The organism is Mycolicibacterium sp. XJ662, assembly GCF_053484035.1.
The window spans coordinates 1-20,189 of the sequence record NZ_JBEFTL010000019.1 but is presented as its reverse complement, the minus strand read 5'-3'; the positions used below and the strand labels follow the sequence as shown (position 1 = coordinate 20,189).

Annotated in this window: 19 protein-coding genes; 5 read left to right on the top strand and 14 right to left on the bottom strand. The window is 68.1% G+C overall.

Annotation, left to right across the window (positions count from 1 at the left end):
- Window positions 1-217: 217 nt before the first annotated feature.
- Window positions 218-589, top strand: coding sequence for an ATPase (locus tag ABQE93_RS26900; RefSeq protein ID WP_448411906.1), 372 nt, complete (start codon window positions 218-220; stop codon window positions 587-589).
- Here ABQE93_RS26900 and ppc read toward each other — a convergent pair whose 3' ends face one another.
- Entirely contained in the window at window positions 590-3,355 is a 2,766-nt protein-coding gene (ppc, locus tag ABQE93_RS26895) for a phosphoenolpyruvate carboxylase (RefSeq protein WP_448411908.1), read from the bottom strand.
- A 132-nt stretch (window positions 3,356-3,487) separates the two neighbouring features.
- On the opposite strand from ppc, the gene ABQE93_RS26890 reads away from it, so the two are divergent.
- A complete protein-coding gene (locus ABQE93_RS26890; RefSeq protein WP_448411910.1) occupies window positions 3,488-3,904 on the top strand; it encodes a hypothetical protein in 417 nt (138 codons plus the stop codon).
- Here ABQE93_RS26890 and secG read toward each other — a convergent pair.
- The 9 genes from secG to uvrC form a co-directional block, all read right to left on the bottom strand.
- On the bottom strand, window positions 3,901-4,134 hold the full coding sequence (gene secG, locus ABQE93_RS26885) for a preprotein translocase subunit SecG (protein WP_448411912.1): 234 nt from the start codon (window positions 4,132-4,134) through the stop codon (window positions 3,901-3,903). The genes ABQE93_RS26890 and secG overlap by 4 nt on opposite strands.
- Window positions 4,135-4,164: 30 nt before the next feature.
- Window positions 4,165-4,950 (bottom strand): triose-phosphate isomerase, encoded by a 786-nt coding sequence (gene tpiA / locus ABQE93_RS26880; RefSeq protein WP_448411913.1) that lies wholly within the window; start codon window positions 4,948-4,950, stop codon window positions 4,165-4,167.
- Window positions 4,951-4,964: 14 nt separating this feature from the next.
- Entirely contained in the window at window positions 4,965-6,191 is a 1,227-nt protein-coding gene (locus ABQE93_RS26875) for a phosphoglycerate kinase (RefSeq protein WP_448411915.1), read from the bottom strand.
- A gap of 2 nt (window positions 6,192-6,193) precedes the next feature.
- Window positions 6,194-7,216: a type I glyceraldehyde-3-phosphate dehydrogenase gene (gene gap / locus ABQE93_RS26870; protein WP_448411917.1), complete on the bottom strand. Its 1,023-nt coding sequence runs from the start codon at window positions 7,214-7,216 to the stop codon at window positions 6,194-6,196.
- A gap of 83 nt (window positions 7,217-7,299) precedes the next feature.
- Window positions 7,300-8,007, bottom strand: a complete 708-nt coding sequence (locus ABQE93_RS26865; RefSeq protein ID WP_448411918.1) for an ABC transporter substrate-binding protein — start codon at window positions 8,005-8,007, stop codon at window positions 7,300-7,302.
- A gap of 39 nt (window positions 8,008-8,046) precedes the next feature.
- A complete protein-coding gene (whiA, locus tag ABQE93_RS26860; protein WP_448411938.1) occupies window positions 8,047-9,024 on the bottom strand; it encodes a DNA-binding protein WhiA in 978 nt (325 codons plus the stop codon).
- Window positions 9,021-10,034, bottom strand: coding sequence for a gluconeogenesis factor YvcK family protein (locus ABQE93_RS26855; RefSeq protein ID WP_448411920.1), 1,014 nt, complete (start codon window positions 10,032-10,034; stop codon window positions 9,021-9,023). Before ABQE93_RS26855 ends, whiA begins: the two co-directional genes overlap by 4 nt.
- A complete protein-coding gene (rapZ, locus tag ABQE93_RS26850; RefSeq protein WP_448411922.1) occupies window positions 10,031-10,972 on the bottom strand; it encodes an RNase adapter RapZ in 942 nt (313 codons plus the stop codon). Before rapZ ends, ABQE93_RS26855 begins: the two co-directional genes overlap by 4 nt.
- Window positions 10,969-12,972: an excinuclease ABC subunit UvrC gene (gene uvrC / locus ABQE93_RS26845; protein WP_448411924.1), complete on the bottom strand. Its 2,004-nt coding sequence runs from the start codon at window positions 12,970-12,972 to the stop codon at window positions 10,969-10,971. Before uvrC ends, rapZ begins: the two co-directional genes overlap by 4 nt.
- Before the next feature lie 61 nt (window positions 12,973-13,033).
- Here uvrC and ABQE93_RS26840 point away from each other — a divergent pair, with 61 nt between their 5' ends.
- A complete protein-coding gene (locus ABQE93_RS26840) occupies window positions 13,034-14,926 on the top strand; it encodes a gamma-glutamyltransferase family protein (protein WP_448411926.1) in 1,893 nt (630 codons plus the stop codon).
- A 3-nt stretch (window positions 14,927-14,929) separates the two neighbouring features.
- On the opposite strand, the gene ABQE93_RS26835 is transcribed toward ABQE93_RS26840, so the two are convergent.
- From ABQE93_RS26835 to ABQE93_RS26820, 4 genes are read right to left on the bottom strand one after another with little or no spacing between them, the layout of a single operon-like run.
- Window positions 14,930-15,379, bottom strand: a complete 450-nt coding sequence (locus tag ABQE93_RS26835) for a PH domain-containing protein (RefSeq protein ID WP_448411928.1) — start codon at window positions 15,377-15,379, stop codon at window positions 14,930-14,932.
- Window positions 15,376-15,852: a 6,7-dimethyl-8-ribityllumazine synthase gene (ribH, locus tag ABQE93_RS26830; protein ID WP_448411930.1), complete on the bottom strand. Its 477-nt coding sequence runs from the start codon at window positions 15,850-15,852 to the stop codon at window positions 15,376-15,378. The genes ABQE93_RS26835 and ribH overlap by 4 nt, the downstream gene beginning before the upstream one ends.
- Window positions 15,849-17,174 carry a bifunctional 3,4-dihydroxy-2-butanone-4-phosphate synthase/GTP cyclohydrolase II gene (locus tag ABQE93_RS26825; RefSeq protein WP_448411931.1) on the bottom strand — a complete coding sequence of 442 codons (1,326 nt, stop codon included), beginning with the start codon at window positions 17,172-17,174 and terminating at the stop codon, window positions 15,849-15,851. Before ABQE93_RS26825 ends, ribH begins: the two co-directional genes overlap by 4 nt.
- 58 nt (window positions 17,175-17,232) lie before the next feature.
- Window positions 17,233-17,841 (bottom strand): riboflavin synthase, encoded by a 609-nt coding sequence (locus ABQE93_RS26820; RefSeq protein ID WP_448411932.1) that lies wholly within the window; start codon window positions 17,839-17,841, stop codon window positions 17,233-17,235.
- Between the two features lie 43 nt (window positions 17,842-17,884).
- Between ABQE93_RS26820 and ABQE93_RS26815 the strand changes: the two genes are divergently transcribed.
- Together ABQE93_RS26815 and ABQE93_RS26810 are read left to right on the top strand one after the other, a co-directional pair.
- The gene (locus ABQE93_RS26815; protein ID WP_448411934.1) at window positions 17,885-18,580 is read left to right on the top strand and encodes an LppX_LprAFG lipoprotein; all 696 of its coding nucleotides are present in this window, start codon (window positions 17,885-17,887) and stop codon (window positions 18,578-18,580) included.
- On the top strand, window positions 18,580-20,189 hold a 1,610-nt coding region (locus ABQE93_RS26810), incomplete at its 3' end, for an MFS transporter (protein WP_448411936.1). The genes ABQE93_RS26815 and ABQE93_RS26810, both read left to right, overlap by 1 nt.

The following is a 20,189-nucleotide window of genomic DNA, read 5'->3' as shown; positions in this document are numbered from 1 at the left end:
CACATCGTCAGTCGTGTCCGGTTGTGGAGCACCCGGTTTCACCGTCGCGGTAACCCGCGATGTAGTCGGTGGATGACCGAGACGCATCAGATACGAAAGAGGCGCGTCGCGGGTCGGTCCGGCATTGGCGGGACGGAGTGTCGCCTTCGCACGTCGTCACACTGATTAGACGCCCGGTTCGACGCCGCGGTTCCGTCGAATGGTGATAATTGTGGCCATGGCAGACAAAGACGGTAAGCCGGTGCGCACCGGACCGGAGCGGATCAGAAAGCTGGCGCAGGCGGCGCTCAACGCCGATGTCACCGTCGAGCAGGTCGACACCATCCTGGAGGGGCTCAGCGAGACACTCGAGGACCTCAACAGCTCCACCGAGAACCTCGATGCCACGCTGGAACGGTTCAACGGGACGATCAACAGCATCAATGAACTGGCGCCGCGGCTCAACGCGGTGGTCGACCGGATGGAGGGCATCGTCGGCCGCGTCGAACGCCTCGTCGGCGTCGGGGAATCGGTGCTCTCACCGTTGGCCGCTACCGAACAGGCGGTGCGCGGGGCCGTGAACAAAGTCCGTCGCAGCGCCGGGCTGTAGCTAACCGCTGTTGCGCAGCGCGCTGGCCAACCCGCTCATGGTGAGCAGGATGCCGCGCTGCACAAGCTCATCGGTATCCCCGGATCGGTAGCGGCGCAGCAGCTCCACCTGCAGGTGGTTCAGCGGTTCCAGGTACGGAAACCTGTTGAACACCGAACGTGCCAGCGCGGGGTTGTCGGCCAGCAGATCGGTCTGACCGGTGATCAGCTTGTGCATCCGGATGGTGCGGTGGTACTCGTCGAGGATCTTGTCGAACACCCGGCTGCGCAGCGCCTCGTCCTCGACCAGCTCGGAGTAGCGCGCGGCCAGCCCCATATCCGATTTGGCGAGCACCTGCGCCATATTCGACAGCACCGTGCGGAAGAACGGCCAGCGCCGATACAACTCCTGCAGCGTCTGCAGCTGCCCGTCGTCGCCGCCAACGTAGTCTTCGAACGCTGTACCTGTGCCGTACCAGCCCGGCAGCATCACCCGCGACTGGCTCCACGCCAGCACCCACGGGATCGCGCGCAGATCGGAGATCGACGTGGTGGGTTTACGCGACGTCGGCCTGCTGCCGATGTTGAGTGCACCGATCTCGCTGACCGGTGTGGATAACATGAAGTAGTCGACGAAACCCGGTGTGTCATGCACCAATTCGGAGTAGGCGTGACGCGCGCGGGTCGCCAGGTCGTCGAGCACCCGATACGCCGGATCCGCGTCGTCGCCAAGGCCTTCGACGTCGAGCAGCGTGGCCTCCAGCGTCGCGGCCAACAACGTCTCCAGGTTGCGGCGCGCGATCTGCGGTTCGGCGTATTTGGCCGCGATCACCTCACCCTGTTCGGTGAGCCGCAACGACCCGTTCACCGCGCCCGGCGGTTGGGCGAGGATCGCCTCGTAGCTGGGTCCGCCGCCGCGACCGACGGTGCCGCCGCGGCCGTGGAAGAGCCGCAACCGGATTCCGGTCTTGCGAGCCGACTCGACCAGATCGAGTTCAGCCCGATACAGCGCCCAGTTGGCTGCCAGGTATCCGCCGTCCTTGTTGGAGTCGGAATAACCCAGCATCACTTCCTGGTGGTCACTGCGTGCCGCGACGACCGTCCGGTACAGCGGCACCTGCAGCGCCGCTTCCAGCACCGAGGCGCCGCGTTGCAGATCCTCGATCGTCTCGAACAACGGCACGATGCCGACCGGCGCATATGCATGCTCTGTCGAAACATCGAGCAGACCAGCTTCTTTGAGGAGCACCGCTGCTTCGAGCAGGTCGGAGACCGACTCACACATCGAGATGATGTAGTTGGGCACTGCCCGCGGCCCGAATACCCGCACGGCCCGCGCCGCCGCCGCCATGATGTCGAGTTCCTTGCCCGCCAGCTCGGACAGTTCGGCGTCCGGCTTCACCAGCGGTCGCCTGCTGGCCAACTCGGCGGCCAACAACTCCACGCGCTCCTGTTCGGGCAGGCCGCCGTAGTCGGGGTGCACACCGGCCCACTCCAGCAGCTCGGCGATCACCTCTTCGTGCACATCGGAGTTCTGCCGCATGTCCAGCCCACACAGATGAAAGCCGAATACCCGCACCGCTTCTCGCAGCGCGGCCAGCCGGTCGTCGGCAAGTAGCGCGCTGCCGTCGGCCCGCAGCGACGCGTCCACCACGTCGAGGTCGGCGAGCAGGTCGTCCGACGTCTCATAACGCGGTAAGCCGAGGTCGAGTTCGCGTTCGGGCTGGTGGTCGAGGATCTCCCCGGCCGTGGCGGTGAGCCGGCCGCGGATGACGCGTACCGCGCGACGGTACGGTTCGTCGTCGCGGACCGGATCGGCGCACGTGTCGGCCAACGCGGTCAGCTCCTCGCTGGTCGTCACGAGCCGCGCCGACATCGACAACTCGTCTTCCAGCGCGGCGAGCTCACTGAAGTAGTGATCCAGTGCAGTGAACGCGGCTTCGCCTGTCGCGATCCGGACCACCTCACCGGTGACGTTCGGGTTGCCGTCACGGTCACCGCCGATCCAGGACCCTGGCCGCAACATCGGCTCCCCGAGCAATCCGGTGTCGGGCCAAAGCCTTTGAAGCGCCACCCGCACCTCGGCGTTGACCTGCGGGATGACCTCGAAGAACGCCGACCGGTAGTACCGCAGCCCGGTTTCGATCTCATCCTGGATCTGCAACCGCGACAACCGGACCAGGGCGGTCTGCCACATCGTCAGGATGTGCCTGCGCAGTTCGTCTTCGATATCGCCGAAGCCGTGCAGCCGCTGACGCATCAACTCGGTGATCCGGTGCTGGGTGGAGAAGATGGTCCGCCGACGCGTCTCGGTGGGGTGCGCGGTGATCACCGGCGACACCAGCGCACCGGTGAGCGCCTCGGCGACCCGCTCCGAATCCAGTTGGGCGGAATCGAGTTTCGCATAGGTGGCGGCCAGGCTGCTGGGCTGCGGCGGCTCGCCGGCGGCCACGTGCACCGCGCGCCGGCGCTCCCGGTGGATGTCCTCGGCGACGTTGGCCAGCAGCGCGAACTGGGTGAATGCGCGGATGATCGCGATCGACTTCCGCACGGCAATGCCGTCGAACATCCCTGCCAGCTCGGCACGGTCGATTTCGGAGCGACGCACCCGGAACGACTCCACGCGGGCGCGTTCGACGAGGTCGAAGATCTCCTCGCCGTTGTGCTCACGGATGGTGTCGCCGAGTATCCCGCCGAGCAACCGGATGTCTTCGCGCATCGGCTCGGTCGCTTCGCGGCCGACCTGGGTGCGCTGTACCGAGCCGATCGGCTCGAGATCGTCGACCATGGCTTCCAGTATCCGTGCCGCCACGTTTCTTGCCCACTCAACGACCACCGAAGAAGTTTGGCCATTCCCGGAAAAACGGCGCGCGGATGCGCGCACGATATTTCCATCTCGACACCTCTGTAGGAGGCCATCATGGCCACAACCATCACCAACACCGGTTCCGCCCTGACCCGCTTCGCATCGGCCGCGGTGTTCGCCGCTGCGGTCGCGCTGTCGGCGAATGCGATCGCCGCCGCCGCACCCGACGACGGCGAATGGGACATCGAGGCCTACGACAACTGCATGAAGCAGACCGTCAGAAGTGCCGACCTCTGTTGCGTCGACTCGGGAGGGGTGCCCACCTCGGATCCGGACGACACGCAGGCCGACGGGTCGCCGAACTGCTACGCGCCGGCTGAGGCCCAAGGAGTCGAACAACCAGGCGTGCCACCGCGGATGCCGCCAGGGGCGGTCATCGGCCAGCTACCGGTGGCGCCGATTGCGCCGGAGGCTCCCCAGAATCCGGGTATGGCGCCGATTGTGCCGCCGTCGGTGGTCGCCCCGGGTTAGCCGTACTTGATCTGCAGGCCGACGCCGACGATCGCCACCAGCCAGATGCCGGTGATGAACAGCGTCAGCCGGTCCAGGTTCTTCTCGACGACCGTCGAGCCGGACAGGCTCGACTGCACACCGCCGCCGAACAGGCTCGACAGGCCGCCGCCCTTGGCGCGATGCAGCAGGACCAGGAGGATAACCAGCAAGCTGGTCACGACCAGGAGTATCTGCAGGGCCAATTCCATGGCAGCCAGCGTACAGGCCGGAGTTGGCCGCTACGGCAACGGCCCGCCGGCCGCGATGGCCGACAGCGTGGCGAACTGCTCACCGTCCAGCGACGCCCCGCCGACCAGCGCCCCGTCGACGTCGTCCTGCGCGACGATCTCGCCGACGTTCTTGGCGTTCACCGAGCCGCCGTAGAGCACCCGCACGCCGGCGGCCAGCTGCGGTGACGCCAGCTTGCCGAGCTCGTCGCGGATCGCCTTGCAGACCTCCTGCGCATCGGCCGCGCTCGCGACGCGGCCGGTGCCGATGGCCCACACCGGCTCGTAGGCGATGACGGCCTGGCCGATCTGCTCGGCCGACAGGCCGGCCAGTGAGCCGCGAAGCATCTCCACGTTGTGTTCGACGTGGTTGCCCGCCTCACGCACCTCGAGCTGCTCCCCGATGCAGATGATGGGAATCAGCCCGTGCCGGAACGCGGCGGCGGCCTTGGCGGCCACCAGCGCGTCGTCCTCGTGGTGGTAGGTACGACGCTCGGAGTGCCCGACGACGACGAACGTGCAACCCAGCTTGGCCAGGAACGCGCCGCTGATCTCGCCGGTGTAGGCGCCGGAGTCGTGCTGCGACAGGTCCTGGGCGCCGTACGTCAGGAGCAGCTTGTCGCCGTCGACGAGGGTCTGCACGCTGCGCAGGTCGGTGAACGGCGGCAGCACCGCGACGTCGACCTTGTCGAAGTACTTCTGCGGCAGCGCGAATGCGATCTTCTGCACCAACGCGATCGCCTCGTAATGGTTGAGGTTCATCTTCCAGTTGCCCGCGATCAACGGCTTGCGGCTCACGACTGTCGTACCCCTCACTCTTCCAAAACAGCGATACCGGGCAGTTGCTTGCCCTCAAGGTATTCCAACGACGCCCCGCCGCCGGTGGAAATGTGGGAAAAGCCGTCGGCAGGCAGGCCGAGTTGCCGCACCGCGGCCGCCGAGTCGCCGCCGCCGACGACGCTGAACGCGCCCTTGCCCGTCGCCGCGATGATGGCCTCGGCCACCCCCTTGGTGCCCGCCGCGAATGACGCGAACTCGAACACGCCCATCGGGCCGTTCCAGAACACGGTCTTGGCGTTGGACAACAGGTTGGTGAACCGCTCCACCGACCCCGGGCCGATGTCCAAACCCATTTTGCCGCCGGGGATCTCGTCAGCGCGCACGGTCTCGGGCGAGGCATCGGCGGCGAACTCGTCGGCCACCACGATGTCGACCGGCAGGTGGATCACGTCGGCGTAGGTGTCCAGCAGCTTGCGGCAGGTCTCGATCATGCTCTCTTCGAGAAGTGAATTGCCCACCGGAACACCTTGGGACGCAAGGAATGTGAAGCACATCCCGCCGCCGATGATGATGCTGTCGGCTTTGGTCGCCAGGTTCTCGATGACCGCGAGCTTGTCGGAGACCTTCGATCCGCCGAGCACCACGGCGTAGGGCCGCTCGGTCGAACTGGTCAGCTGTTCGAGGACCTTGACCTCGGCTTCCACCAGCCGGCCCGCGTAATGCGGCAGCAGCGTGGCCACGTCGTACACCGAGGCCTGCTTGCGGTGCACCACCCCGAACCCGTCGGAGACGAACGCGCCCGGTGAACCGTCGGGGGCGCTGACGAGTTCGGCCAGCTGCCGGGCCAGCGCCAGCCGCTCGTTATCGTCCTTGCTGGTCTCGCGGGGATCGAAGCGGATGTTCTCCAGCAACAGCACGTCGCCGTCGGTCAGGCCTTCGGCCCTGGCCAGCGCGTCGGCGCCGACCACGTCCCCGGCCAACTGCACGTGGCGACCCAGCTGCTCCCCCAGCGCGACCGCGACCGGCGCCAGCGACAGTTTCGGGTCCGGGGTGCCCTTGGGCCTGCCCAGATGTGCGGTGACGATGACCTTCGCCCCGGCGTCGGCCAGCGCGCTCAGCGTGGGCACCGACGCGCTGATCCGCCCGGGATCGGTGATGTTGCCCTCGTCGTCCAGCGGGACGTTGAGATCCGAGCGCACCAACACGCCTCTGCCCGAAACACCCTCGGCCAGAAGGTCGTCGAGTGATTTGATCGCCACAGCTAGAGGGACTTGCCGACCAGCGCGACGAGGTCCACGCACCGGTTTGCGTAGCCCCACTCGTTGTCGTACCAGGACACCACCTTGGCCTGGTTGTCGATCACCTTGGTCAGCCCGGAGTCGAACAGTGAGCTGTGCGGGTCGGTGACGATGTCGGCCGACACGATCGGAGCGTCGTAGTACTTCAGGATGCCCTTGAGCGGACCGTCGGCGGCCGCCTTGAACGCGGCGTTGATCTCGTCGACGGTGGCCGACTTGCTCAACTCCGCGGTCAGGTCGGTGACCGAACCGGTGGGGATCGGCACCCGCAGCGCGTACCCGTCGAGCTTGCCCTTCAACTCGGGCAGCACCAGGCCGATGGCCTTGGCGGCACCGGTGGACGTCGGCACGATGTTGACCGCGGCGGCGCGGGCGCGACGCAGGTCCTTGTGCGGGCCGTCCTGCAGGTTCTGGTCCTGGGTGTAGGCGTGGATGGTGGTCATCAGGCCCTTGACGATGCCGAACTCGTCGTTGAGGACCTTGGCCAGCGGGCCCAGGCAGTTCGTGGTGCACGACGCGTTGGAAATGATGTTCTGGCTGCCGTCGTACTTGTCGTCGTTGACGCCGAGCACGACCGTCAGGTCCTCGCCCTTCGCCGGTGCGGAGATGATGACCTTCTTGGCGCCGGCGTCCAGGTGGCCCTTGGCCTTTGCCGCGTCGGTGAAGATACCGGTGGACTCGACCACCACGTCCACGCCGAGATCACCCCAGGGCAGCGCCGACGGGCCTTCCTTGACCTCGAGGGCCTTGATCTTCTTGCTGCCCACGACGATGTTGTCCTCGCCCTCGAGGGTGACGTCCTCAGGGAAGCGGCCCAGGATCGAGTCGAACTTCAGCAGGTGGGCCAAGGTGGCGTTGTCGGTCAGGTCGTTGACCGCGACGATCTCGATGTCGGTGCTCTTGCCCTCGGCCTGCTGCGCCGCGAGGGCCCGGTAGAAGTTGCGTCCGATGCGGCCGAAGCCGTTAACGCCTACCCGGATGGTCACTTGTCTCTCCCTTATTTCGCCTAGTTACGCCGTGCTGCTCACAGGCCAGCGTAATGGTGTGATTCCGACCACGTGCGGGCACCTCAGTGCACCGCAAGGCTCTGGTCGGCATAGGGGTTACCCAGCCATTTGCGCCGGATCTTCTGCAGCGTGCCGTCGTCTTCGAGTTCGGCCTGCGCGACGCTGAGCCGGCTGAGCAACGCCTGGTTGTGCAGGCCGACGGCGACGGCGATGTTCTCCACCGAAAGTCCGCGCGCCACGACCGTCACCCCGGGCAGGGGTTTGACCAGTTCGGTGAGCACCGGCCCCAGCTCCAAAAACGCGTCGCACCCGCCGCTGCCCAGGTCGGTCAGCGCGGTGTCGACGTTGCCGGGGGCATACACGCGCACCGCCTCGGCGCGGCCTTCGGCGACCAGGTCTTCGGCGATCGGCTGGCCGGTGCTGCCCTGGCGCACGCCCAGCGTCAGCCCGGCGACATCGTCGAGCGAGGTCACCCTCGGAAATCGCTTGGTGTCGACGGCGAGGGCCTGCCCGCAGATGAGGTAGGGCGCCACGAACTGCGCCTTGGCTTCCCGTTCGGGCGTCACGACGGTGCCCGCCGCCACGCAGTCGTATTCTCCGGCGTCGAGCCTCTCGAAGAGGCCGTCGAAACCGGCTGAGTCCACGAATTCGACTGCGGCGCCCAGCTTTTTGGCCAGCTCGGTCATCAGGTCGATATCCAGGCCACCGCCGTCGGGCATGCCGTTGAACGGTGGGCGCGCGACGACGGCCCCCACCCGTAGCGTCTCCATGGTTCCCACTCTATTCCCGGCCACTGGGCCGGAAAGGGCTTAGGCGTCTTCGAGCAGGTCCGGGGTGACGGCCGACTCGGTGTCGGGGATGCCGTCCTGTTTGGCCTTGCGGTCGGCCATCGACAACAGGCGCCGAATCCGGCCCGCCACAGCGTCTTTGGTCATCGGTGGATCGGCGAGGCGGCCCAGTTCCTCCAGTGAGGCCTGTCGGTGCTCGACGCGTAGCTTGCCCGCGGCGGCCAGATGGTCGGGCACGGTGTCGCCGAGGATCTCCAGCGCGCGCTCCACCCTGGCGGCCGCGGCGACGGCGGCGCGTGCGGAGCGCCGCAGGTTGGCGTCGTCGAAGTTGGCCAGCCGGTTGGCGGTGGCGCGCACCTCGCGGCGCATCCGGCGCTCCTCCCAGATCAGCCGGGTGTCCTGCGCGCCCATCCTGGTCAGCAGCGCCCCGATCGCCTCGCCGTCGCGCACCACCACGCGGTCGCTGCCGCGCACCTCGCGAGCCTTGGCGCTGACACCGAGCCGGCGTGCGGCGCCGACGAGCGCCAGCGCGGCCTCCGGGCCGGGGCAGCTGACCTCCAGCGCCGACGAACGGCCGGGCTCGGTCAGCGAGCCGTGGGCCAAAAACGCTCCGCGCCAGGCAGCTTCGGCGTCGCCGACGCTGCCGCCGACCACCTGGGCGGGCAGGCCGCGCACCGGGCGTCCGCGCAGGTCCAGCAGTCCGGTCTGGCGCGCCAGGGCTTCCCCGTCCTTGGCGACGCGCACGACGTAGCGGGTGCTCTTGCGGATGCCGCTGGCCGAGAGCACGTGCACGTCCGCGGTGTAGCCGTAGAGGTCATAGATGTCCTTGCGCAGCCGCCGCGCGATGATGCCCAGATCGACCTCGGCCTCCACCACGACCCGGCCGGACACGATGTGCAGCCCGCCTGCGAAACGCAGCAGCGAGGCCACCTCGGCGCGGCGAGCACTGATGGAATTGACCAACAAGCGGCTCAGCTCGTCCTTGACCTCGGCAGTCATCGCCACGGGTCGTCACCTCTCGGTCCGTTCACTGTCGGGGTGGGCACGGTCGGGGCAGACGGCTTCGGCCCCCGCAACCGCACACCCTCCAAAGCTGCGGCCAATTTCGCCGGATCATGTAAAGGTGTACCAGGTCTGGATACATCAGCAAACTCCACATGAGCGTCGAGGATGTTGGCGGTCTTGCGCAGTTGGTCGCGCTCACGCTCGCTGGGCACCCGGCTCGCGTCCACGACGATGTCCTGCACGGTGAACCCCGGCGCGTGCTGCGCCAACACGTGGATGTGGCGTTCGACGGAGAACCCCGCCGTCTCCCCCGGTTCGGCGACCAGGTTCAGCACCAGCGCCCGGCGCGCCGGGGTCGCCTGCAGCGCCGCGGCCAGTTCCGGGACGAGGACGTGCGGGATGACGCTGGTGAACCAGGACCCCGGCCCAAGTACAACGAGGTCGGCGGCCATGATGGCGTCCACTGCCTGCGGGGTGGCTGGCGGGTCGCCGGGCAGCAGCCGGACCCGTCGCACCTGGCCGACGGTGGTGGCGATGGCCACCTGCCCGCGGATCACCCGGAACATCCGCGGATCGGACTCCAGCCCGGCCACGTCGGCCTCGATCCCCAGCGCGATCGGACACATCGGCAGCACGCGGCCCTTGACGCCCAGCATGCGGCCGAGTTCGTCGAGCGCGGCGATGGGATCGGCCAGCACTTCGGACAGGCCCGCCAGCATCAGGTTGCCGATCGGATGACCCGCGAGCGCGCCGTTGCCGCCGAAGCGGTGCTGGATGATCGTCGCCCACAGCCGGCCGTGGGGACTGTCAGATGCCAAGGCGGCCAATGCCATTCGCAGATCACCGGGCGGTACGATGTCGAGTTCGTTGCGCAGCCGGCCCGACGAGCCGCCGTCGTCGGCGACGGTGACGACCGCGGTGACGTGCGGGGTGATCCGGCGCGCCGCGGACAACGTCGCGTACAGGCCGTGCCCGCCGCCGAGGGCCACGATGCGCGGGCTCATTCGCGGCCCAGATCCCGGTGCAGGACTCGCACCGTGAGGTCGTCACCCGCCTGTAGCCGGTCGGCGAGCGCCTCGGCGATCGCGACGCTGCGGTGCTTACCGCCGGTGCAGCCGATGGCAACGGTCATATAGCGCTTTCCTTCACGGCGGTAGCCGTCGATCACCAGCTCGAGCAGTTGGTGGTAGGTGTCCAGGAAGTCCGCGGCTCCGGGCTGGCCGAGGACATAGTCACGGACGGCCGGTTGTTGACCGCTGTACGGCCGCAACTCGTCCACCCAGTGCGGGTTGGGCAGGAATCGCACATCCATGACCGTATCGGCGTCCATCGGCAGCCCGTACTTGTACCCGAACGACTCCACGGTGACGCTGGTGTGGCGGACCGTCTCGCCGCCGAAAGCCCGCTCGATGCTCTCCCGCAGCGCCGGCACCGACAGCTTCGACGTGTCGATCACGAGGTCGGCGGCCGCCCGGATGGGTGCCAGCACCGCCCGCTCGGCCGCGATGCCTTCGGCCAGCGTCTGATCGCCCTGCAGCGGATGGCTGCGTCGGTTCTGCTCGTAGCGGCGCACCAGGATGTCGTCGGAGGCGTCGAGGAACAGCACCCGCGGCGCGATGTTGCGGGTGGCCAGATCCCTGCGCACCCAGTCCAGATCGCCGGTGAAGCCGCGCGAGCGCACGTCCATCACCACCGCGAGCTGGGTGATCCGCGAACCGGCCGCCAGCCCGAGTTCCACCATGCGGGCGATGAGCTCCGGTGGCAGGTTGTCGGCGACGTACCAGCCGAGGTCCTCGAGCACCTTGGCCGCCGTCCCGCGGCCGGCCCCGGACAGCCCGGTGACCAGGAGAACGTCGATACCCGATTCGTCGGACCGGCCGACAGGCAGCGCTTCGGCGCCGACGTTACCGCGCAGTTCCTCGTGCATGCCCTGTTCCGTCATCCCGATACCGTGCGTTGATCATCGCCGATCGCCGCGTCGGGCGTGCCGGATTCGGTTTCCACCCCCAGCGCGTCGAGCACCGCGCGCGCGGTCGCGACGCCGACGCCGGGTACCGCGGTGATCTCCTCGATGCTGGCCTGCTTGAGCCGGGCCACCGACCCGAAATGGGTCACCAGCGCCTTGCGCCGGTGCTCCCCCAGCCCGCGGATCGAGTCGAGCGCCGACGCCGTCATCCGCTTGGACCGCTTGCTGCGATGGTAGGTGATCGCGAACCGGTGCGCTTCGTCGCGCACCCGCTGCAGTAGATAGAGCCCGTCGCTGTTGCGCGGCATGATCAGCGGATCCGGTTCGGACGGCACCCACACCTCCTCCAACCGTTTGGCCAGCCCGATCACCGCGACGTCGCGGATACCGAGTTGGTCCAGGACGGCCTGCGCGGCGTTGACCTGTGGGGCGCCGCCGTCGACGACGAACAGGTTCGGCGGGTAGGCGAACTTGCGTGTTCTGGTGGGCGTCGCGGCTGTTCCCTCCTGCGGGGCAGCGTCTTTGGCTTCCTGGATGTCGTGCAGATGGCGGTGGAACCGGCGGCGCGTCACCTCGGCGATCGAGGCCACGTCGTCGGAGCGGCCGTCGCCCGCGGCGTCACGGATGGCGTAGTGGCGGTAGTCCGACTTGCGCGGCAGGCCGTCCTCGAAGACGACCAGCGATGCCACCACGTCGGTGCCCTGGATGTGGCTAATGTCGACACACTCGATCCGCAGCGGCGCGTCGGCGAGCCCGAGCGCATCCTGGATGCTTTGCAGCGCAGCGGTTCTGGCGGTGAAATCGCCTGCGCGCTTGAGCTTGTGCTGGGCCAACGCATCCTGCGCGTTACGCCGCACGGTTTCGGCGAGGGCCCGCTTGTCGCCGCGCTGCGGCACCCGCAGCATGACCCGCGAACCGCGCAGTTGGGTCAACCAGGTCGCCAACTCGTCGGCGTTTTCGGGCAGGCACGGCACCAGCACCTGCCGGGGTACCGGGTTCAGCGCTTCATCGGCGGCGCCGTCCAACTCGGCCTGGTCCCCGTAGAACTGGGTGAGGAACTGCTCGACCAGTCGTTCCTGGCTGAACTCGTTGGGCTCCCCGGACTTTTCGACGACCCAGCCGCGCTGGCCGCGCACCCGGCCGCCGCGCACGTGGAACACCTGCACCGCAGCTTCCAGCGCGTCGTCGGCGAACGCCACCACGTCGGCGTCGGTGCCGTCACCGAAGACCACCGCCTGCTTCTCCAGCGCACGCTTGAGCGCGGAGATGTTATCGCGCAGCCTGGCGGCCCGTTCGAAGTCCAGTTCCTCGGCGGCGCGGTTCATCTGCTGCTCCATGTCGCGGACCAGCCGGTCGGTCTTGCCGGCGAGGAAGTCGCAGAAGTCCAGCACGATCTTGCGGTGTTCCTCCGCGCTGACCCTGCCGACGCACGGCGCCGAGCACTTGTCGATGTAGCCCAGCAGACAGGGCCGGTCAATCTGGCTGTGCCGCTTGAACACTCCTGCCGAGCAGGTGCGCGCGGGAAAGACGCGGGTGAGCAGGTCGAGGGTTTCGCGGATCGCCCAGGCATGCGAATACGGGCCGAAGTAGCGGACGCCCTTGCGCCGCGTACCGCGGTACACCATCAGCCGCGGATACTCCTCGTTGAGCGTGACGGCCAACACCGGATAGGACTTGTCGTCGCGGTAGCGGACGTTGAACCGCGGGTCGAACTCCTTGATCCAGTTGTACTCGAGTTGCAGCGCCTCGACTTCGGTGTTGACCACCGTCCACTCGACGCTGCCGGCCGTGGTCACCATTTGGCGGGTGCGCGGCGCCAGGCTGGAGACGTCGGCGAAGTACGACGTGAGCCGGCTGCGCAGGCTCTTGGCCTTGCCGACGTAGATCACCCGGCCGTGCGGATCCAGGAAGCGGTAGACGCCCGGTTCGACGGGGATCGACCCCGGCGCAGGCCGGTACGTCGCTGGATCAGGCATGACCCCAGGTTACTGGCCGTGTCGACAACGTCTCTGCGGAGTCGACTGCAGAACCGCGCCAATGAACTACCGTCGAGTGGTGCGGATTTCGTCGCTGGCCACGCTGACGGCGGTGGCGTTGGCGCTGACGGGATGCGCAGACGAACCGGCCACCGACACAGCGGAGGCGCCGGTGTGCGCCGTCGTCGCCGACGGTGACCCGACCGCGCAGGGCTACCGCAGCGACATGACGGCGGTGCGCACGAGCAGCTACGCGGTCGTCACCGCCAACCCGCTGGCCACCCAGTCGGCGTGCGAAGTGCTGCGCGACGGCGGGACGGCGGCCGATGCGCTGGTCACCGCGCAGGCGGTGCTCGGCTTGGTCGAGCCGCAGTCCTCCGGCCTCGGTGGCGGCGGCTTCCTGCTGTACTACGACGCCGCGACGGGTGCGGTACAGGCCTTCGACGGCCGCGAAACCGCTCCGGCGGCCGCCACCGAGAACTACCTGCGCTGGGTGTCGGACGCCGACCGCACCGAACCCAAACCCGATGCCAGGGCTTCGGGCCGCTCGATCGGGGTGCCGGGCATCGTGCGGTTGCTGCACGAGGTCCACGTCGAACACGGCAGGACCGGCTGGCGGGAACTATTCGACCCCGCCGTCACGATGGCCGACGACGGGTTCGACATCAGCCCCCGGCTGGCGAACTCGATCGCCGCCGCGGCGACCCACCTGGCCGTCGACCCGCAGGCCGCCGAGTACTTCCTCGATGCCGACGGCACACCGAAGCCCGCGGGAACACGTTTGGTCAACCCCGGGTACGCAAAGACACTGGGCGCCATCGCATCCGACCCGCAGTCGTTCTACACCGGCGCCATCGCCCGCGATATCGTCGCGGCCGCGGCGGACACGTCCGGCGGTCGCACGCCGAGCCTGATGACCGTCGAGGACCTGTCGTCCTACACCGTCAAACGCCGCGAACCGCTGTGCACGCCGTACCGCGGGCGCGAGATCTGCGGTATGCCGCCGCCGTCGTCGGGCGGTATCGCGGTCGCCGCCACGCTCGGTGTGCTCGAGCACTTTCCGATGGCCGACCACCACCCCACCGACGTCGACCTCAACGGCGGGCGGCCCACGGTGATGGGTGTGCACCTGGTCTCCGAGGCCGAACGGCTCGCCTATGCCGACCGCGACCGCTACGTCGCCGACACCGGTTTTGTTGCGCTGCCCGGCGGTTCACCGCAGACCCTGCTGGGCAGCGACTACCTGGCCGGGCGGGCGGCGCTGATCTCGCCGCAGCACACGATGGGCACCGCGGGGCCGGGCGATTTCGGCGTGTCGACCGCGCCCGCACCGGCGGTACCCGAGCACGGCACCAGCCACATCAGCATCGTCGACGCCGAGGGCAACGCGGCGTCGTTGACCACCACGGTGGAGGCTCAGTTCGGCTCGTTCCACATGGTCGACGGCTTCATCCTCAACAACCAGCTGACCGACTTCTCCGCCGAACCCACCGGACCCGACGGGGTGCCCATCGCCAACCGGGTGCAACCGGGTAAGCGCCCGCGCAGCACGATGGCGCCGACCCTGGTGTTCGACCAGTCGGACGTGCCGGAGCGCCGCGGTCCGCTGTATGCGGTCGTGGGCTCACCCGGCGGCTCGGTGATCATCCAGTTCGTCGTGAAAACCCTTGTCGGGATGCTGGACTGGGACCTGGATCCCCAGCAGGCGGTGTCCATGGTCGACTTCGGCGCGGCCAACACCCCTGAGACCAACGTCGGTGGTGAGCATCCGGTGATCGACACCGCTGACGACGGCGCTCACGATCCGCTGGTGACCGGTCTGCGTGCGCTGGGTCATCAGGTCGACCTGGCGCCTCAGAACAGCGGGCTGTCGGTGGTGACCGTCGACGGCGACGGATTGGTCGGCGGTGCCGACCCGCGCCGTGAGGGTGTCGTCATGGGCGACGCGACGTGAGCGTCAGCGCGAGTTGATGCCCTTGTAGCGGTCGACCAGTTCCCGCACTTTGTCCATGGCGTCGACGGCGCGGTCCTTGTCGATGGCCTGGATCGCCATCACGGGAATGTACTCGTCGTCGGGCAGGTCGACCCGCGCCCACCGCGCACCGGGGGGAAACGACACGTCGACAACCTGCGACCACGGAATCAGGCGGTAGCCGAACAGGTTTCGCACCGAGACGCCTGCCGCGCCGATGCGCATGCGGGGCCGGGCCAGCAGCAGCACCGCCCCGGCGATCACCACGCCCAGCAGCGCGATCGCCACCTGGTCGGCGGTGCGGAAGATCACCCCGGTCGACGCGATCTTCAGCAGCGCCCCGACCGTGATGTGCGCGGCCAGGATCAGCGCCGCGGCGGCGTACACGAAATACGGCGCCAGATGCGGCCGTACCTGTAGGTCCCAGTCACTCATTTGCGCAGGCCGCGAAGGGTCAGCGCGGTGGACAGCGCGGCCGCGGCGGCCTGCGCCCCTTTGTCCTCGGCCGATGTCGGCAAGCCGGCCCTGTCGAGCGCTTGGGCTTCGTTGTTCGTGGTCAGCACGCCGTTGGCAACCGGCGTGGACGCGTCCAGCGACACCCGCGTCAGCCCCTGGGTGACGGCGTCGCACACATAGTCGAAATGCGGTGTCTCCCCGCGGATCACCACACCCAGCGCCACCACTGCGTCGTGCGTGGCCGCCAACGCCTGTGCGACCACCGGGATTTCGATCGCACCAAGCACCCGCACCACGGTCGGGTTGTCGATGCCGGCCTCGGTGACCACTTTTTGCGCGCCGTCGAGCAGGGCGTCGCAGATGGTCTCGTGCCAGGTGCTGGCCACGATGCCCAGCGTCAAACCTGACGCGTCGAGCTCAGGCAGGTCGGGGACGCCGGCCGCTGGGCTCATAGGGCTCCGCCGAGATCCAAATCGCTTGGCCTGCGGTCACCGAGCAGGTAGACGCCTTCCTCGTAGGCGTCCATGGTGGTGGCCTCGTGGTAGTCGTCGAGGCCGACGAGGTCATGGCCCATCCGGTCGCGTTTGGTCATCAGGTAGCGGATGTTCTCGGCGTTGGCGCGCACCGGCAGCGGAACCCGTTCGATGATGTGCAGCCCGTATCCGTCCAAGCCGACGCGCTTGGCCGGGTTGTTGGTCAACAGCCGCATCGACCGCACCCCGAGATCGACGAGGATCTGCGCCCCGATGCCGTAGTCGCGGGCGTCGGCGGGCAGGCCGAGCTTGAGGTTGGCGTCGACGGTGTCATCGCCGGCGTCCTGCAGCTGATAGGCCTGCAGCTTGTGCATCAGGCCGATGCCGCGGCCCTCATGGCCGCGCATGTAGAGCACGACGCCGCGCCCCTCGCGGGCCACCATCGCCAACGCCGCGTCGAGTTGCGGACCGCAGTCGCAGCGGCGCGACCCGAACACATCGCCGGTCAGGCATTCGGAGTGCACCCGCACCAGGACGTCGTGGCCGTCCCCATGCGGTCCGGCGATATCGCCGCGCACCAGCGCGACGTGCTCGACGTCCTCGTAGATGCTGGCGTAACCCACGGCGCGGAACTCGCCGTGCCGGGTGGGGATGCGCGCCTCGGCGACGCGTTCGACGTGCTTTTCATGCTTGCGCCGGTACTCGATGAGATCGGCGATCGAGATCAACGCCAGACCGTGGTCGTCGGCGAACACCCGCAGTTCGTCGGTCTGCGCCATCGCGCCTTCGTCCTTCTGGCTGACGATCTCGCAGATCGCGCCCGCGGGCTGCAGGCCGGCCATCCGGGCCAGGTCGACAGCGGCCTCGGTGTGGCCGGGACGCCGCAGCACCCCACCATCCTTGGCGCGCAACGGAACAACGTGTCCGGGTTTGGTGAAATCGTGGACGGCGCTGGACGGATCGGCCAGCAGCCGCATGGTCGTCGCGCGGTCGGAGGCCGAGATTCCGGTTCCTACTCCATGTTTCGCGTCGACGGTAACGGTGTAGGCGGTGCCGTGCTTGTCCTGGTTCACCGCGTACATCGGAAGCAGTCCGAGGCGATCACAGATCGCGCCGTCCAGCGGCACGCACAGGTAGCCGGAGGTGTAGCGCACCATGAATGCGACGAGCTCAGGCGTCGCCTTCTCGGCGGCGAAGATGAGGTCGCCCTCGTTCTCGCGGTCCTCGTCATCGATGACGACGACGGCTTTGCCCGCGGCGATATCGGCGACCGCCCGCTCAACCGTGTCCAGCCTCGTCATCTCATCAGTATGAACCACCGGGGCGTCGATCTTATTGCCAGGTCGTTGAGCTGGGCATTTACTGGGTTTCGTCGTCGCGCGCGCCGAGCAGTCGCTCGACATATTTGGCGATGATGTCGACCTCGAGGTTGACCGGGGCGCCGACCTCGCTGGTGCCCAACGTCGTCGTCTCCAGCGTCGTCGGGATCAGCGACACCTCGAACCAGTCGTGGCCCAGGCCCGACACGGTCAGCGACACCCCGTCGACGGTGATCGAACCCTTCTCGACGACGTAACGCGACAACGCGGTGGGCAGCGCGATGCGCACCACCTCCCAGCGTTCGGCCGGTGTGCGCGCGATCACATGCCCGGTGCCGTCGACATGGCCTTGCACGATGTGGCCGCCCAGCCTGCTGTTGACGGCCGCGGCGCGCTCGAGGTTGACGCGGCTGCCCACGCCGATGGCGCGCAGGCTGGACCGGCTCAACGTCTCACCGATGACGTCGACGGAAAACGCGCCGTCGGGCAGCACGTCGACCACCGTCAGGCAGACGCCGTTGACCGCGATGGAATCGCCGTGGCCGGCATCGGATGTGACGACGGGACCCCGGATGACCAGCCGCGCGAAGTCGCGAAGGTCTTCTTTGGCGACGACCTCGCCCAGTTCTTCGACGATTCCGGTGAACACGCCGCCAGACTAACCACCCGCCGAGACCCTCTACGATGCACTCATGCAGACCCGCCCCGTAGCGATACTTGCCGCCCTGATCGCTGTTCTCGCGCTTATCGCAGGCTGTTCGTCATCGTCTGAGCCCGCAAAAGACCTTCCCGACGCTTCGACGCTGCTCACGCAGTCGACCGAAACCACCAAGAACCAGACGAGCGTCCACCTGAAGCTGACCGTGCAGGGCGAGATCCCCGGACTGGCGCTGGAGTCGCTGGAAGGCGATCTGACCAACGTGCCCGCTGTCGCCGCCGCCGGCGAGGCCAACCTGCTGTTCATGGGTTCGCGGTTGCAGGGCGTCGGGTTCGTGGTCATCGACGGCACCCTTTACGCCGCGATCAGCGCGGGCGCGTTCCAGGACTTCGGCCCGGCCGCCGACGTCTACGACGTCGCAGCCATCCTCAGCCCGGAGGTCGGGCTCGCCAACGTGCTGGCCAACTTCTCCGATCCCAAGGCCGAGGGCCGCGAGACCATCAACGGTGTCGAGACGGTCCGGATCACCGGAAACGTCACCGCTGATGCCGTCAACGCCATCGCGCCGCAGATCGGCGCCACCGAACCGGCGCCGGCCACGGCGTGGATCGCCGAGGAGGACGACCACGCGTTGATGCAGATCACGCTGCAGACCGCTCCGGAAGGCAGCGTCACGATGACGCTGTCGGACTGGGGTAAGCCGGTGACGGTCACCAAGCCCGCCGTCTGATGGCGACGTTGACAGACACCACGCAGGCCACCGGCAACCGCAGGGTTGCCATCAGCGCAGGCAGCCTCGCGGTGCTGCTCGGCGCGCTCGACACCTACGTCGTCGTCGCGATCATCCGCGACATCATCATCGACCTGCGCATACCGGTGAACCAGCTCCAGCAGGTGACCCCGATCATCACCTGCTACCTGCTCGGATACATCGCCGCGATGCCGCTGCTCGGCCGCGCGTCCGACCGGTTCGGCCGCAAGTTCATCCTGCAGGCCAGCCTGGTGGGTTTCGCCGTCGGCTCGGTGGTTACCGCGCTGTCCAACGATCTGCTCCCCATGGTGATCGGCCGCTCGATCCAGGGCGTCGCCAGTGGTGCGCTGCTGCCGGTCACGCTGGCGTTGGCCGCGGACCTGTGGGCCAGCCGCAACCGGGCGTCGGTGCTCGGCGGGATCGGCGCCGCCCAGGAACTGGGCAGTGTGCTGGGCCCGCTGTACGGCATCGCTGTCGTGGCGGCCCTGAACACGTGGCGCGACGTGTTCTGGATCAACGTGCCGTTGGCGGCCGTCGCGATGATCCTGATTCATTTCAGCCTGCCCAGCCGGCTCAAACCCGAGAATCCGGAGCGGGTCGACGTGGTGGGCGGCGTGCTGCTGGCCATCGCGCTGGGCCTGTTGGTGATCGGGCTGTACAACCCCGCCCCCGACGGCAAGAAGATCCTGCCCGACTACGGCCTGCCGGTGCTGATCGCCGCGGCCGCGGCCCTGGTGGCGTTCTTCGTCTGGGAGCGGTTCGCCAGAACCCGGCTCATCGACCCGGCCGGCGTGCATTTCCGGCCGTTTTTGGCGGCGCTGGGCGCGTCGCTGTGCGCGGGCGCGGCGCTGATGGTGACGCTGGTCAACGTCGAGTTGTTCGGCCAGGGTGTGCTCGGCAAGGACCAGACCGAGGCGGTCATGCTGCTGCTGCGCTTCTTGATCGCGCTGCCCATCGGCGCCGTGATCGGCGGGTGGATCGCCACCCGGATCGGCGACCGCATCGTGACGTTCGTCGGGCTGTTGATCGCCGGGGGCGGCTACTGGCTGATCTCGCACTGGCACATCGACATCTTGTCGCGCCACCATGACCTCGGGTTCGTCGCGCTGCCCGCGTTCGACACCGATCTGGCCATCGCCGGCCTCGGCCTCGGCTTGGTGATCGGCCCCCTGACCTCGGCGACGCTGCGGGTGGTGCCCGCGGCCCAACACGGCATCGCGTCGGCCGCGGTGGTGGTGGCCCGCATGATCGGCATGCTCATCGGCCTGGCTGCACTGACCGCATGGGGGCTGTACAAGTTCAACCAGTACCTGCAGGAGCGGATGGCGGCGCAGCCACCCGCAACCGACGATTCCCCCGCCGGCCAGCTGATCGCGGCGGCGACACGGCTGCAACAGGCCACCCTGGAGGCCTACGCGATGCAGTACGCCGACATCTTCTTGGCCACGGCCGTGGTGTGCGTCATCGGTGCCCTGCTCGGGCTTCTGATCGCGGCGCGAAACGAGCAGGCCGACGAGGTGGCAACCTCAAGTGACGGCGACGGAGGAACCCCGGCCGGGCTGGTCGACGCGCCGGCGCCCGACCGCGG

Bases quoted from the DNA above. Each gene is read 5' to 3' on its own strand.
- ABQE93_RS26900 (WP_448411906.1), top strand. From the start codon at position 218: ATGGCAGACAAAGACGGTAAGCCGGTGCGCACCGGACCGGAGCGGATC.
- ppc (WP_448411908.1), bottom strand. From the start codon at position 3,355: ATGGTCGACGATCTCGAGCCGATCGGCTCGGTACAGCGCACCCAGGTC.
- ABQE93_RS26890 (WP_448411910.1), top strand. From the start codon at position 3,488: ATGGCCACAACCATCACCAACACCGGTTCCGCCCTGACCCGCTTCGCA.
- secG (WP_448411912.1), bottom strand. From the start codon at position 4,134: ATGGAATTGGCCCTGCAGATACTCCTGGTCGTGACCAGCTTGCTGGTT.
- ABQE93_RS26865 (WP_448411918.1), bottom strand. From the start codon at position 8,007: ATGGAGACGCTACGGGTGGGGGCCGTCGTCGCGCGCCCACCGTTCAAC.
- whiA (WP_448411938.1), bottom strand. From the start codon at position 9,024: ATGACTGCCGAGGTCAAGGACGAGCTGAGCCGCTTGTTGGTCAATTCC.
- ABQE93_RS26855 (WP_448411920.1), bottom strand. From the start codon at position 10,034: ATGAGCCCGCGCATCGTGGCCCTCGGCGGCGGGCACGGCCTGTACGCG.
- rapZ (WP_448411922.1), bottom strand. From the start codon at position 10,972: ATGACGGAACAGGGCATGCACGAGGAACTGCGCGGTAACGTCGGCGCC.
- uvrC (WP_448411924.1), bottom strand. From the start codon at position 12,972: ATGCCTGATCCAGCGACGTACCGGCCTGCGCCGGGGTCGATCCCCGTC.
- ABQE93_RS26840 (WP_448411926.1), top strand. From the start codon at position 13,034: ATGAACTACCGTCGAGTGGTGCGGATTTCGTCGCTGGCCACGCTGACG.
- ABQE93_RS26835 (WP_448411928.1), bottom strand. From the start codon at position 15,379: ATGAGTGACTGGGACCTACAGGTACGGCCGCATCTGGCGCCGTATTTC.
- ribH (WP_448411930.1), bottom strand. From the start codon at position 15,852: ATGAGCCCAGCGGCCGGCGTCCCCGACCTGCCTGAGCTCGACGCGTCA.
- ABQE93_RS26825 (WP_448411931.1), bottom strand. From the start codon at position 17,174: ATGACGAGGCTGGACACGGTTGAGCGGGCGGTCGCCGATATCGCCGCG.
- ABQE93_RS26815 (WP_448411934.1), top strand. From the start codon at position 17,885: ATGCAGACCCGCCCCGTAGCGATACTTGCCGCCCTGATCGCTGTTCTC.